The sequence below is a fragment of the Pseudomonas sp. XK-1 genome (assembly GCF_038069885.1).
Lineage (GTDB): Bacteria > Pseudomonadota > Gammaproteobacteria > Pseudomonadales > Pseudomonadaceae > Aquipseudomonas.
The window spans coordinates 85,695-99,308 of the sequence record NZ_JBBPES010000006.1; the positions used below are offsets into that span (position 1 = coordinate 85,695).

Genomic DNA, 13,614 nt, shown 5'->3' on the forward strand with positions numbered 1-13,614 from the left:
CTGCCCATGATCAGCATCCCCAAGTCGGAATACGCCCGTCGGCGCAAGGCGCTGATGGCGCAGATGGAACCCAACAGCATTGCCATCCTGCCGGCCGCGCCGGTGTATATCCGCAACCGCGATGTCGAGCACATCTACCGCCAGGACAGCGATTTCCAGTACCTCTCCGGATTTCCCGAGCCGGAGGCGGTGATTGCGCTGATTCCGGGGCGCGAGCATGGCGAGTACGTGTTGTTCTGCCGCGAGCGCGATCCGCTGCGGGAAATGTGGGACGGCCTGCGTGCCGGCCAGGATGGCGCGATCAGCCAGTACGGCGCGGACGATGCGTTCCCCATTAGTGATATCGACGACATCCTGCCGGGGCTGATCGAGGGGCGTGACCGGGTCTATTCCTCCATGGGCACCCACCACGAGTTCGACCGCCAACTGATGGAGTGGATCAATGTGATCCGCTCCAAGGCGCGCCAGGGGGCTTCGCCGCCCAACGAATTCATCACCCTAGAACACCTGCTGCATGACCTGCGCCTTTACAAGTCGGCGGCCGAAGTCAAAGTCATGAAGGAAGCTGCGGAGATCTCCTGCCGCGCCCATGTGCGCGCCATGCAGGCCAGCCGCGCCGGGTTGTTCGAGTACCACCTGGAAGCCGAGCTGGATTACGAATTCCGCAAGGGCGGGGCGAAGATGCCGGCCTATGGCTCCATCGTCGCAGCGGGCAAGAACGCCTGCATCCTGCATTACCGCGAGAACGATGCGCCGCTGAAAGACGGCGATCTGGTGCTGATCGATGCCGGTTGCGAGATCGATTGCTACGCCAGCGATATCACCCGCTGCTTTCCGGTCAATGGCCGGTTTTCCCCGGAGCAGAAGGCCATCTACGAGCTGGTGCTCAAGGCCAACGAGGAGGCCTTCAAGCATATCGCTCCGGGCAAGCACTGGAATGAAGCCCACGAAGCCACGGTGCAGGTGATCACCGCCGGGCTGGTGGAGCTGGGTCTGCTGCAGGGCGATGTCGCCGAGCTGATCGCCAGTGAGGCCTACAAGCCCTTCTATATGCACCGCGCCGGCCACTGGCTGGGCATGGATGTGCACGACGTGGGCGAGTACAAGGTTGGCGGCGAATGGCGCGAGCTGGAAGTCGGCATGGCCATGACCGTCGAACCAGGCATCTATATCGCCGTGGACAATCAGGACGTGGCGAAGAAGTGGCGCGGTATCGGCGTGCGCATCGAGGACGACGTGGTGGTGACCAAGACCGGTTGCGAGATTCTCACCCGCGGTGTGCCGAAAACTGTCGCCGAGATCGAAGCGCTGATGGCTGCCGCACGCAGCGTGGCTGCCTAGGTCGTGCCTCGCGTCGACATTGCGATTATCGGCGGCGGCCTGGTCGGCGCTAGCCTCGCCGTGGCCCTGCAGGCCGAGGCCAGGCAGCGCGGCTGGCGTATTTGCCTGATCGAACCGTTCACTCCGGGCAATGGTTATCAGCCCAGCTATGACGCGCGCTCGACTGCGCTGTCGTTCGGCACGCAGCAGATTTATCAGCGTCTCGGTCTGTGGCAGCAGATCAGTCAGCGCGCCGAGCCAATCAAGCAGATTCATGTTTCCGACCGCGGCCGTTTTGCCGCCGCGCGCCTGAGCGCCGAGGAAGAAGGCGTGCCGGCGCTCGGTTATGTGGTGGAAAACGCCTGGATCGGCGAATGCCTGTGGCAGGCGCTGGACCAGCAGGTGGTGAGCTGGCGCAGCCCGGCGCAGGTTACGCGCATGCAGGCCCTGGCCGATGGCTACCGCCTGAGCCTGGACGATGGCAGCGAGCTTGAATGCAGCCTGGCGATTCTCGCCGAGGGCGGCCGCTCCGGCCTGCGTGAGCAACTGGGCATCGCCGTGAGCAATACGCCTTACGGGCAGAGTGCGCTGATCGCCAACGTCAGCCCGCTGGACGCGCACAACGGCCTGGCCTTCGAGCGCTTTACCGAAGAAGGGCCGATGGCCATGCTGCCGCTGGCGGATAACCGCTGCGCGCTGGTCTGGACCCGCGCCACCCAGGAAGCCGAGCGGTTGGCTGCGCTGGACGATGCGGCGTTTCTCGCCGAGCTGCAACAGGCCTTCGGTTATCGCCTGGGCAGCCTGCGTCAGGTCGGTGCGCGCCATCTCTACCCGTTGGCCCTGACGGCGGCCAAGGAGCAGGTGCGCCAGCATCTGGTGGTGCTCGGCAATGCCGCGCACAGCCTGCATCCGATTGCCGGCCAGGGCTACAATCTGTCGCTGCGCGACACCCTGGTGTTGGCCGAAACCCTGCTGGCCAGCAGCGCGCCTCTCGGCGACCTGGCCACTCTGCAGCGCTATCTGAGCAGCCAGCAGCTGGATCAGCAGCTGACCGTCGGCTTCTCCGATCAGGTCACCCGGCTGTTCAGTACCGGTCAGCCGCTGTTGGCGGCCGGGCGTAATCTTGGCCTGCTCGGCCTGGACCTGCTACCTCCGGCGAAACGCTGGTTTGCCCGCCAGGCCATGGGCCTGGGCACCCGGCCGCAGTAGCAGCCAGGCACTCTCTTAAGGAAGCATGATGCAAGCGGATCTGATTATCGTGGGTGCTGGAATGGTGGGCAGTGCCCTGGCGCTGGCCCTGCAGGAGCAGGGGCTGGAAATTCTGCTGATCGATGGCGGTCCGCTGAGCGTCAAACCCTTTGACCCACAGGCCGCCTTCGAACCACGGGTCAGCGCCTTGTCGGTGGCCAGTCAGCGTATTCTCGACCGCCTCGGTGTCTGGCCTGGCATCGCCGCGCGGCGCGCCTGCCCCTATGGCGAGATGCAGGTGTGGGACGGCTCCGGTACCGGGCAGATTCATTTCAGCGCGGCCAGTGTGCATGCCGAATCGCTCGGCCATATCGTCGAGAACCGCGTGGTACAGGATGCTCTGCTCGAACGCCTGCACGACAGCCCGATTGGCCTGCTACCGGGCGCGCGCCTGGAACAGCTGCGCCGCTCCGGCGATGGCTGGTTGCTCAGTCTGAATGACGGCCGCGAACTGCGTGCGCCATTACTGATTGCCGCAGACGGGGCCAACTCGGCGGTGCGTCGCCTGGCCGGTTGCGCCACCCGTGAATGGGATTACCTGCACCACGCCATTGTCACCAGCGTGCGTTGCAGCAAGCCGCACCAGGCCACTGCCTGGCAGCGTTTTACCGATGACGGTCCGTTGGCTTTTCTGCCGCTGGCTGGTCCTGAAGGTGAGCACTGGTGCTCGATTGTCTGGTCGGTCACCCCAGCTGAGGCCGAGCGCCTGATGGCCCTGGACGAGGCCGATTTCCGCCGCGCCTTGGGCTTTGCCTTCGAACATCGCCTGGGCGATATCCTCCACGCAGATCCACGTCTGTGCATCCCGCTGCGCCAACGTCACGCCAAACGCTATGTCGAAGAAGGCCTGGTCCTGGTCGGCGATGCGGCCCATAGCATTCATCCGCTGGCCGGCCAGGGCGTCAACCTGGGCTTTCTCGATGTCGCGGTGCTGGCTGATGTGCTGCAGCATGCCGCACAGCGCGGCGAGCGCCTGAGCGATGTCAAGGTGCTGAGCCGCTACGAGCGCCGGCGCATGCCGCACAACCTGGCGATGATGGCGGCGATGGAAGGCTTCGAGCGGCTGTTCCAGGCCGACCCGCTGCCCGTGCGCTGGCTGCGCAATGCCGGGCTCAACTGGGTCGACGACCTGCCCGAGGCCAAGGCGCTGTTTGTGCGTCAGGCTCTGGGCCTGGCCGGCGATCTGCCGGAGTTGGCGCGAGCTTGAGCCTGGCCCTGTTGGCCTTGGCGAACCGAAGGCTGCCCTGCAGAGTCTCGATCCTCTTCGGCGTTCCCGGCTCGGCATAGCGCCGCCCCGGCTTTTGCACCGGGCTTGATCTGGATCATGGCGGATTGATCTTGCGAAGCGAACAATGGTTGAGAAACTAAATGCTATTCACTAGTATTTAGGCCCTTAACCCGTCCTTAGCAAGAGGCAGTCTCCATGCAGGTCAGCAAATCGTTGTTCGCCGCTCTTACCCTCACCGCGCTGGCTGGCGCTGTGCAGGCCGCCGATGAAGTGGTGGTGTACTCCGCGCGTATCGACGAGCTGATCAAGCCGGTCTTCGATGCCTACACCGAGAAAACCGGGGTCAAGGTCAAGTTCATTACCGACAAGGAAGCGCCGCTGCTGGCCCGCCTCAAGGCCGAGGGGGCCAATACCCCGGCCGATATGCTGATCACCGTGGACGCCGGCAACCTCTGGCAGGCCGAGCAGGAAGGCGTGCTTAAGCCGCTGGACTCCAAGGTCATCCAGGCCAATATCCCTGCCCAGTACCGCTCCAGCACCGGCAGCTGGACCGGCCTGTCGCTGCGCGCGCGGACCATCGTCTACTCCCCGGAGCGGGTCAAGGCGGGCGAGCTGACCACCTACGAAGCCCTGGCCGACAAGAACTGGGAAGGCCGCCTGTGCCTGCGTACCAGCAAGAAGGTCTATAACCAGTCGCTGACCGCCACCCTGATCGAGACCCACGGTGCCGACAAGGCCGAGGCGATCATCAAGGGCTGGGTCGGCAACCTGGCCACCGACGTATTCGCGGACGACACCGCGCTGATCCAGGCCGTCGATGCCGGTCAGTGCGATGTGGGCATCGTCAACACCTACTACTTCGGCCGTCTGCAAAAGCAGCAGCCGGATCTGAAAGCCAAGCTGTTCTGGCCGAACCAGGCCGACCGTGGCGTGCACGTCAACCTGTCCGGTGCCGCCGTCACCCTGCATGCTCCACACGCCGACGCCGCGCAGCAGCTGCTGGAGTGGATGACCACCGAAGAGGCCCAGGGCCTGTTCGCCGGTCTCAACCAGGAATTCCCAGCCAACCCGCAGATCGCGCCTTCCGCCGAAGTGGCCGCCTGGGGCAGCTTCAAGGCCGACGCCATCCCGCTGGAAGTAGCGGGCAAGCGCCAGGCCGAAGCGACCATGCTGATGGATCGCGCCGGCTGGAACTGATCGGCCCGCGACGGATGGGTCGGGCCGCGCAGGCCGGGCCGCTTAGGTCGGGCTGCGTAGCGTCGATACCCATCGCGGCTGAATCGATGGGTACGCGGCGCTCAACCCATCCTCCGGCTGCAGTTATACTCGACGCCCCGGCCCAGTCCGGGGCGTTGTGTTTTCCGTCTTGAGGAGAGTGCGTGGCCCTTCCTGCCCAGCGTCGCTGGTACCCCATCGCCTTTACCGCCGCCCTGCTGGTGCTGCTACCTCTGAGCATATTGCTGTTCAGCTGGCACGATATCGATCGGCAGATCTGGTCGCACCTGTGGCAGACCCAGCTGCCGCGGCTGATCGGCAATACCCTGGTGCTGGTGTTCGGAGTGGGCGTGGGCGTGACGATGCTGGGCGTCAGCCTGGCCTGGTTGACCAGCCTCTGCGAGTTTCCCGGCCGGCGCTGGCTGGACTGGGCGTTGATGCTGCCCTTTGCCATTCCCGCCTATGTACTGGCCTTCGTCTTTGTCGGCCTGCTGGATTTTGCCGGGCCACTGCAAAGCCTGCTGCGCGACTGGTTCGGGGCCGATTTGCGCCTGCCGCGGGTGCGCTCCACCGGCGGGGTGATCATCGTCCTGGTGCTGGTGTTCTATCCCTATGTCTACCTGCTGGCGCGCAACGCCTTTCTGGCCCAGGGCAAGGGCTTGATGGAGGCGGCGCGGGTGCTCGGGCTAAGCCCCTGGCGGGCGTTCTGGCGAGTGGCCCTGCCGATGGCGCGTCCGGCCATAGGTGCCGGCCTGGCCCTGGCGATCATGGAGACCCTGGCCGATTTCGGTGCGGTTTCGGTGTTCAACTTCGACACCTTTACCACGGCCATCTACAAGACCTGGTACAGCTTCTACAGCCTGACCAGCGCCACCCAGCTGGCCAGCCTGCTGCTGCTCGCGGTGATGCTGGTGCTCTATGGCGAGCGCCGCGCCCGTGGTGCGGCGCGCCCGGCCAACGAGCGGCCGCGGGGCAAGGCGCTCTACCACCTCAAGGGCGGCCAGGCGCTGGCGGCGAGCGCCTGGTGCGGCCTGGTGTTCGCCTGCGGTTTCGTGATTCCGGTGCTGCAGCTGATCGTCTGGTTCTGGCAGCGCGGTCGCTTCGATCTCGATGAGCGGTACACGGCGCTGATCCTGCACACCCTCTACCTGGGCGGCATCGCGGCGCTGATCACCGTCAGCATGGCGCTGCTGTTGGCCTTCGCCCTGCGCCTGGCCCCGACCCGGCTGATGCGCGGGACGGTCGGTCTGGCCAACGTCGGTTATGCCCTGCCTGGTTCGATGCTGGCGGTGGCGATCATGCTGGCGTTCAGTTACCTCGACCGCGAACTGGTGATTCCGCTATCCGGTTGGCTAGGCGGGGCCGGCAAGCCGATTTTGCTCGGCAGCCTGTCGGCGCTGTTGCTGGCCTATCTGGTGCGCTTTATGGCGGTGGCCTTCGGCCCGCTGGAAAACAGCCTGGCGCGGGTGCGCCAGTCGCTACCGGAGGCCTCGCGTAGCCTGGGGGTTGGCGGCATCGGCCTGTTCTTGCGGGTCTACCTGCCGCTGTTGCTGCCGGGTGCCCTGTCGGCGGCCCTGCTGGTGTTTGTCGATGTGCTCAAGGAAATGCCGGCGACTCTGCTGATGCGCCCCTTCGGCTGGGACACCCTGTCGGTGCGAGTATTCGAGATGACCAGCGAGGGCGAATGGGCGCGTGCCGCGCTGCCGGCTCTGACCCTGGTGATGGTCGGGCTGCTGCCGGTAATCCTGCTGATTCGCCGTTCGGCGCGGCGGGTGGGCTAACCGACCGGGCTGCGCGACGTTTATCGGCGCAGCGAGCCGTTTGCTGCAGACGAAGCGGCGTACGCCCTAAGGCCAAGATGACCCGTCGCGGTGTTGCGGCTACAATGCGCGCCATTCGCAGCGGCCCATCATCTCGATAGCCTGTGCCAGCCCCCGATTTGTGGGGTCAGCCGGGTTGCCGCTGTACTGCCCAGCCCGCAAGGAGACACTTATGGGACAGCGCACACCTCTCTACGACCTGCACCTCGCCTTGGGTGCCAAGATGGTCGACTTCGGCGGTTGGGACATGCCGTTGCACTATGGCTCGCAGGTTGAGGAGCACCATCAGGTGCGTCGCGACTGCGGCGTGTTCGATGTGTCGCATATGACCGTGGTGGATGTCAGCGGCAGCCAGGCCAAGGCCTATCTGCAACACCTGCTGGCCAACGATATCGAGCGTCTGCAGAGCATCGGCAAAGCCCTCTATAGCGGCATGCTCAACGAGCAGGGTGGGGTGGTGGATGATCTGATCGTCTACCTCACCGACTTTGGTTATCGCGTGGTGGTCAATGCCTCGACCCGTGACAAGGACCTGGCCTGGATGCACTTGCAGAGCGTCGATTTCGACGTGCAATTGCACGAGCGCGCCGAGCTGGCCATGCTGGCGATCCAGGGCCCGCATGCACGCAGCAAAACCGCCGAGCTGGTCAGCCAGTCGCGCGCCAAGCTGATCCAGAGCCTCAAACCCTTCGAAGGTCTGCCCGATGGCGACTGGTTTATCGCCCGCACCGGTTACACCGGCGAAGACGGCCTGGAAATCATGTTGCCGGCCAGCGAAGTGGTGGCCTTCCTCAATGAACTGGTCGGTGCCGGTATTTCCCCGATCGGCCTGGGCGCGCGCGACACCCTGCGCCTGGAGGCCGGGATGAACCTGTACGGCCAGGATATGGACGAAAGCGTCACCCCGCTGGCCGCCAATATGGCCTGGACCATCGCCTGGGAACCGGCCAGTCGCGGCTTTGTCGGCCGCAGCGCCCTGCAGAAGCAGAAAGCCGAAGGCGTCAGCTCCAAGCTGGTCGGCCTGGTGCTGGAAGAGCGCGGTGTCCTGCGCGCCCATCAGGTGGTGCGGGTCGAGGGCGTGGGCGAGGGTGAGATCACCAGCGGCAGCTTCTCGCCGACCCTGGGTAAATCCATCGCCCTGGCCCGCGTGCCGGCGGCCACCAGCGAACGTGCAGAGGTGGAGATTCGCGGCAAATGGTATCCGGTGCGGGTGGTCAAGCCGACCTTTGTGCGTAACGGTAAGGCGCTTATTTGAGCCCTGATCTGGCCATGGATGGTCGAGAGCGCCCGCGTTGGAGCGGCGCGCTAGGTTTTAAAGACTTTCTTTCGCTATGGCCAAGGCCTGCTAAATTTCCATGACGGCGTGGTCGCCGTCATGTCTGATGAGGAACGACACATGAGCAATATCCCCGCCGATCTGCGTTACGCCGCCAGCCACGAGTGGGCGCGTCTGGAAGCCGATGGCAGCGTTACCGTAGGCATCTCCGATCACGCCCAGGAAGCCCTGGGCGATGTGGTATTTATCGAGCTGCCGGAAGTCGGCAAGAGCCTCAGCGCCGGTCAGGAAGCCGGGGTGGTGGAGTCGGTCAAGGCCGCATCCGACATCTACGCACCGATCTCCGGTGAAGTGATCGCGATCAACGAAGGCCTGGCCGACAGCCCGGAAAGCGTCAACAGCGATCCGTACGGCAGCTGGTTCTTCAAGCTCAAGCCGAGCGATGCCAGCGAGCTGGACAAGCTGCTCGACGCCAGCGCCTACAAGGCCGCCGCCGACAGCGACGCCTGATTCGCTCGATACTGGCTAGCTCCCGCTAGCCAGTATGGCCTGCGCCAACTCCATATCGCTGGCCTGCAGCTGCGGATTGCTTGCGCGTAGCTGCTGCAGCAGAGCTTGCAGATAGGGGCCGCGAATCTGCCCGTCGCTGGCGACAAAGCTGCTGGCGTCGTCGCGTAGCGGGACGATCATTTTCCTGTCTTTGACGGTCAGGTAGGTCGAAGCCGTGGTGGCTCCGGACGAGAGTACGTCGCGCCAGTCCGCGGCGGGTAGCTGGGTGCTGCTCAGGCACAGCAGCGCGAGCATGGCTAGATTGGTCGGGCGCATAGCGGCATCTCCATAACACAGGGTCTACCTGAAATCGGATCGCATCGCGCGCTCACGGTTCCGGGAGATTGCCTATGGATTCAGCTGACGCGCTCTGTCGCCCCTTCGTGGTTTTCCAGATAGTGCTGCAGCAAGCCGGGGAATTGCCGGCGGGCGCTTAGGCGAAAACCGTGCCGCTGATACAGCGCCAGATTGCGTGGCGCGCCGGTTTCCAGGGCGATGCTCGGGCAGCCGCTGGCGCGCAGTTGCGCCAGGCTTTGGCTTAGCAGGGCGCTGCCCAGGCCCATGCCCTGATGTTCCGTGGCCACTGCGATAAATTCGATGCGTCCGCTTGCGGCCGGGGCATGCTGGTCGAACGCCTCCAGCAGCAGGTCCAGGCGCTCCAGGCAGTCGGCCCCGCACTGGCTGCGGATGACCTCGCCGAAGTGCTCCAGGCTGGCAGCGCTGGGCTGATGCCCGGAGGGGCTGAAGTAGCTCAGGCCGAGCAGCTGCTGGTTTTGCCAGGCGGCCAGAATAGGCAGCCGGTTGACGCGATGAAAGGCCTGGTAGCCGGCCAGGTAGGCGCGCCGCCTGGCCTCGTAGCCGGGGCGCTGGCCGAACAGGTACCAGGCGAGCGTCGGGTCGTCGGCAAAGGCCTGGTCGAGCAGGGCGAGCGCCTCTGCCTCCTGCGCCGCGGGCAGCGGCGCAAGTTGCAACGGACTCATTGGCTGGCTTCGACCTTGAGGATCACGCCGTCCTGGCCGGTTACCCGCACCGTGGTACCGGCCGGCAGGTCCGGGCCGCTGACCAGCCACAGCGAGTCGCCGGCCTTGACCTTGCCGCGGCCTTCATGGATGGCCTCATGCAGGACAAACTGACGGCCGAGCAATTCACTGCCGCGGCGGTTCAGCCCCGGCTGATCGGAAGGCTTGGCCGCGCTGCGCTGGCGTCGCCACCAGAGCACCGCGGTCAGTACCGAGAGCACCCCGAACAGGATGAACTGCAGGGCCCAGGGCAGCTCGGGGAAGATAAAGGTCAGCACGCCGACACTGGCGGCGGCCAGGCCGATCCACAGCAGGTAGCCGCCCGCGCCGAAGACCTCAAGGATCAGCAGCAGGGTGCCGATTGCCAGCCAGTTCCAGTGCGACAGGTGTTGCAGGCTGTCCCACATGGCTTAACCCTTCTTCTCGCTGCCGAAGGTGGCCTTGACGATTTCGCCGATACCGCCCACCGCGCCGATCACCTGGCTGGCTTCCAGTGGCATCAGAATCACCTTGCTGTTGTTGGCGCTGGCCAGCTGGCCGAGGGCGTCGATGTATTTCTGTGCGACGAAATAGTTGATCGCCTGCACGTTGCCGCTGGCGATGGCCTCGGAAACCACCCGGGTGGCTTCGGCCTCGGCACCGGCAGCCCGTTCGCGGGCTTCGGCTTCAAGGAAGGCGGCCTGGCGCTGGCCCTCGGCCTCGAGGATCTGCGCCTGCTTCTTGCCTTCTGCAGTGAGAATGGCGGCGGCGCGCAGGCCTTCGGCTTCGAGGATCTGCGCGCGCTTGATACGTTCGGCCTTCATCTGCCCGGACATGGCCGCCATCAGGTCGGCGGGCGGGCTGATGTCCTTGATCTCGATACGGGTGATCTTGATGCCCCAGGGCGCGGTCGCCTCATCCACGGTACGCAGCAGTTTCTCGTTGATCGCGTCGCGCTGGCTGAGCATGGCGTCCAGCTCCATGGAGCCGAGCACGGTGCGGATATTGGTCTGCAGCAGGTTGCGGATCGCGTGGGTGAGGTTGTTCACCTCGTAGGCAGCCTGGGCGGCATTGATCACCTGGAAGAAGCACACGGCGTCGATCTGCACGGTGGCGTTGTCAGAGGTGATGACTTCCTGCGGCGGAATGTCCAGCACGGTTTCCATCACACTGAGCTTGTGGCCGATACGGTCCATCACCGGCACGATGATGTTCAGGCCCGGGGTCAGGGTGTTGGTGTAGCGGCCGAAGCGTTCCACCGTCCACTGTGAACCCTGGGGCACCACCTTGAAGCCCATAAACACCACGGCGACCGCGAGGCCGACGAAGAGAAAGATCACACTGCCGATTTCCATAGAGAACAACTCCAATTGTCTGAATTATCTGAACATCTAAGCACAGTTGTCGCCGCGCGGAGGGTGCGTAAGCGTTACCGCGTCTGTTTGCCGGCCGCGGTTGTGCTGCCGTTGGCCATTATGTGCTGGGGTCGCCGCTCTCAGTTGGCCTTGAGCGCGCCTGGCAGCGCCGCGATCAGCCGCGCATCGAAGCCATAGATGTCGGGCGCATAGCGCAGCGTGCCGTTGTCCAGGGCCTCGGCTGTCCAGTAGGCGATCAGCAGCGGGACGGGTTGCTGCAGGCGATACTCCTGGGTTTTGCCGCTGGCGATGCGGGTCTGCACTGTGGTCAGTTCCTCGGGGGACAGCAGCCAGGCGAGCAAGGTGTCGACGGCTTCGACTCGCACGCAGCCGGAGCTGAAGGGCCGCGGGGCCTTGGCAAACAATTGCTGGCTGGGGGTGTCGTGCAGGTAAACCGAGAAGGGGTTGGCGAAGCGCAGGGCCACGCGGCCCAGAGGGTTGCGGCTGCCGGCGGCCTGGCGCAAGAGGATGGCCCCGGGGTTGTCCCAGTCCACCAGGCGTGGATCGAGGGTATTGCCATGGCGGTCGAGGACGCTCAGGTCCTGGCGCTCGAGGTAGGCCAGGTCTTCGCGGATGGCCGGCAGCTTGTCCTCGCGCAGGATGGTCGGGGGGACGGTCCAGGTCGGGTTGAGGGTCAGCCGCGCGATGCGCGAGGCGAGCAGCGGCGTCTGTCGTTCCGCGCGGCCGACCTGGGTGCGGCTGCGCCAGAGTTGCTGGCCTTGGCGCATGACCTGCAGTTCGGCGCTGGCTACGTTGATCAGCACTTCGGCGCTGTGCATGTCGTCGGCCAGCCAGCGCAGGCGCTCCAGGTTGGCGCGCAGCTGGTCACGGCGGCTTTGCGCGCTGAGGTTCAGCTCGGCCAGGCTGCCTGCGCCGAGGATGCCGTCGGCCTGCAGGCCATGAGCGGTCTGAAAGGCTTGCAGGGCGGTGACCGTCGCGGCGTCGAAGCGCAGGCCGGGATCGTCCGTCAGGGCCCCCAGATAGCCTTCGGCGATCAGCCGCGCACGCAGGGCCGGCACTCGGGCGTCGCTGCGTTCGGGTTTGAGCAGTGGGCCGGCGGGTAGTGCCACCCAGTGCCCCAGCGGTTGCTGGCGCTGCTGGGCGTAGGCGCTGCGCAGGCGTTGATACTGCGGCGTGCCCGGGCGGGCGCTGACGAAGGCCTCGGCCGGGCTGTGCAGATGCAGCAGGGCCAGCGACAGGATGGCCAGTTGCGGGTCGGACATGGGCCAGTCGGTGGGTCGCCAGAGGGGTTCGAAGCGCTGCTGCAGCAGGCGGCCGCGGCGTAGATGGAGCAGGGCCTGCAGGTAGCTGTGGCTGGTCAGCAGGTCGCTGCAGTCGGGTTGCTCGGCCGGGGCGGCCGTCAGGCTGGCGGGTAGCGGGTATTCCCCGGGGTGCAGGCCGTCGTCCGCCAGCTGTTCGATCTGCGCGTGCAGCTGTTGCAGTTGCGCCTCGTCGCGCCAGGCGCGGCTGTGTTCGCGCTGGACGTAAAAGTCCGTGAGGAGTTTGCGCGCATTCTCGTCTAGGCTTGCCGGAAGGGGCGCGCAGGAGTCCAGCAGCGCCTCTAGCACAGGGCCTGGCTCGCCGATGGTAACGGCCGGCGGCTCTACCGCATTCACGACCAGTGGCAGGGTGAGCAGGGCGGCGCTCAGGTAAGATGTACGTTTATTGAACAATTAAGCTGGCTCCGATCCTTGGTTTGCGTGACACCTCTATAGATGCGGTGTACCACGAGCGGCAGGGGCGGGTCGAACGGGATCTGCTGACAGGACGTCCTGGATTCGTGCTTTGGAGGTATTTGCGCACATGTTGGGACGTATTGCTCGCTCGTGTCTGGCCGGCCTGTGGCTGCTGGGTGTACCGCTGGCGGCCACGGCTGCTCAGACGGATGGATTGGCCAGAGACCTGGCGCGTATCGCTCCCAGCCTTAATAAGCAGGCCCTGCAGCATGCCCTGGCGGCCATGCAGTGTGCGGTCAACCATGGTGCCGCGCCAGCGCGGCGTCTGGCGGTGATCGACTATTCGCAGCCTTCCACCGAGCGCCGCTTGTGGATTTTCGATCTGCAGCGCAAGAGTCTGCTGTTGCGTGACTTCGTCGCCCACGGCCGGCAGTCGGGGGAAAACTTCGCCGATCGCTTCTCCAATACCCTGGGCAGTCATCAGACCAGTCTGGGGCTGTTCCGCACCGCGGAGAGCTACCGGGGCAAACACGGCTATTCCTTGCGCATGGATGGCCTGGAGCCGGGCCTCAACGATCTGGCCCGCGAGCGCGCCATCGTTATCCACGGCGCGGACTATGTCAGCCCGCGACTGGTGCACAGCCAGGGGCGTATTGGCCGTAGCCTGGGTTGCCCGGCGGTGCGTCCGGAAGTGGCGCGGATGGTGGTCGATCAGCTCAAGGGCGGGCAGTTCCTCTTCGCCTGGCACTCCGACCAGCGTTGGCTGCAGGGCTCGGCCTACCTGGATTGCCAGCCGCAGCGAGTGGTGGGCATCCTGGCTCGCCAGCAGCGTTTGCCCCGCAGCTAAGCCGTTCGCACAATCCAGGCTG

The 13,614-nt window shown here is 65.3% G+C and carries 13 protein-coding genes; 8 read left to right on the forward strand and 5 right to left on the reverse strand.

Annotation, left to right across the window (positions count from 1 at the left end):
* Positions 1-6: 6 nt before the first annotated feature.
* From pepP to gcvH, 7 genes are all read left to right on the forward strand, one after another.
* Positions 7-1,341, forward strand: a complete 1,335-nt coding sequence (gene pepP / locus WMW70_RS16525; RefSeq protein ID WP_341438558.1) for a Xaa-Pro aminopeptidase — start codon at positions 7-9, stop codon at positions 1,339-1,341.
* A gap of 3 nt (positions 1,342-1,344) precedes the next feature.
* Positions 1,345-2,529, forward strand: a complete 1,185-nt coding sequence (ubiH, locus tag WMW70_RS16530; protein WP_341438559.1) for a 2-octaprenyl-6-methoxyphenyl hydroxylase — start codon at positions 1,345-1,347, stop codon at positions 2,527-2,529.
* Between the two features lie 28 nt (positions 2,530-2,557).
* Positions 2,558-3,775 carry a 2-octaprenyl-3-methyl-6-methoxy-1,4-benzoquinol hydroxylase gene (locus tag WMW70_RS16535; protein WP_341438560.1) on the forward strand — a complete coding sequence of 406 codons (1,218 nt, stop codon included), beginning with the start codon at positions 2,558-2,560 and terminating at the stop codon, positions 3,773-3,775.
* Between the two features lie 216 nt (positions 3,776-3,991).
* Entirely contained in the window at positions 3,992-4,993 is a 1,002-nt protein-coding gene (locus tag WMW70_RS16540) for an extracellular solute-binding protein (RefSeq protein WP_341438561.1), read from the forward strand.
* Between the two features lie 182 nt (positions 4,994-5,175).
* Positions 5,176-6,792, forward strand: coding sequence for an ABC transporter permease (locus WMW70_RS16545; RefSeq protein ID WP_341438562.1), 1,617 nt, complete (start codon positions 5,176-5,178; stop codon positions 6,790-6,792).
* Positions 6,793-7,003: 211 nt separating this feature from the next.
* Complete coding sequence (gene gcvT / locus WMW70_RS16550) at positions 7,004-8,086, forward strand: glycine cleavage system aminomethyltransferase GcvT (protein ID WP_341438563.1); 1,083 nt, start codon at positions 7,004-7,006, stop codon at positions 8,084-8,086.
* A 141-nt stretch (positions 8,087-8,227) separates the two neighbouring features.
* Positions 8,228-8,617: a glycine cleavage system protein GcvH gene (gene gcvH / locus WMW70_RS16555; RefSeq protein WP_341438564.1), complete on the forward strand. Its 390-nt coding sequence runs from the start codon at positions 8,228-8,230 to the stop codon at positions 8,615-8,617.
* Between the two features lie 15 nt (positions 8,618-8,632).
* Here gcvH and WMW70_RS16560 read toward each other — a convergent pair whose 3' ends face one another.
* The 5 genes from WMW70_RS16560 to WMW70_RS16580 form a co-directional block, all read right to left on the reverse strand.
* The gene (locus WMW70_RS16560) at positions 8,633-8,932 is read right to left on the reverse strand and encodes a DUF2388 domain-containing protein (RefSeq protein WP_341438565.1); all 300 of its coding nucleotides are present in this window, start codon (positions 8,930-8,932) and stop codon (positions 8,633-8,635) included.
* 80 nt (positions 8,933-9,012) lie between these two features.
* Positions 9,013-9,636 carry a GNAT family N-acetyltransferase gene (locus tag WMW70_RS16565; RefSeq protein ID WP_341438566.1) on the reverse strand — a complete coding sequence of 208 codons (624 nt, stop codon included), beginning with the start codon at positions 9,634-9,636 and terminating at the stop codon, positions 9,013-9,015.
* Positions 9,633-10,082, reverse strand: coding sequence for an NfeD family protein (locus WMW70_RS16570; RefSeq protein ID WP_341438567.1), 450 nt, complete (start codon positions 10,080-10,082; stop codon positions 9,633-9,635). The genes WMW70_RS16565 and WMW70_RS16570 overlap by 4 nt, the downstream gene beginning before the upstream one ends.
* Before the next feature lie 3 nt (positions 10,083-10,085).
* A complete protein-coding gene (locus WMW70_RS16575; protein ID WP_341438568.1) occupies positions 10,086-11,009 on the reverse strand; it encodes an SPFH domain-containing protein in 924 nt (307 codons plus the stop codon).
* 140 nt (positions 11,010-11,149) lie between these two features.
* The gene (locus WMW70_RS16580; RefSeq protein ID WP_341438569.1) at positions 11,150-12,742 is read right to left on the reverse strand and encodes a L,D-transpeptidase family protein; all 1,593 of its coding nucleotides are present in this window, start codon (positions 12,740-12,742) and stop codon (positions 11,150-11,152) included.
* A gap of 130 nt (positions 12,743-12,872) precedes the next feature.
* On the opposite strand from WMW70_RS16580, the gene WMW70_RS16585 reads away from it, so the two are divergent.
* The gene (locus WMW70_RS16585; protein ID WP_341438570.1) at positions 12,873-13,592 is read left to right on the forward strand and encodes a murein L,D-transpeptidase catalytic domain family protein; all 720 of its coding nucleotides are present in this window, start codon (positions 12,873-12,875) and stop codon (positions 13,590-13,592) included.
* Positions 13,593-13,614 lie beyond the last annotated feature (22 nt).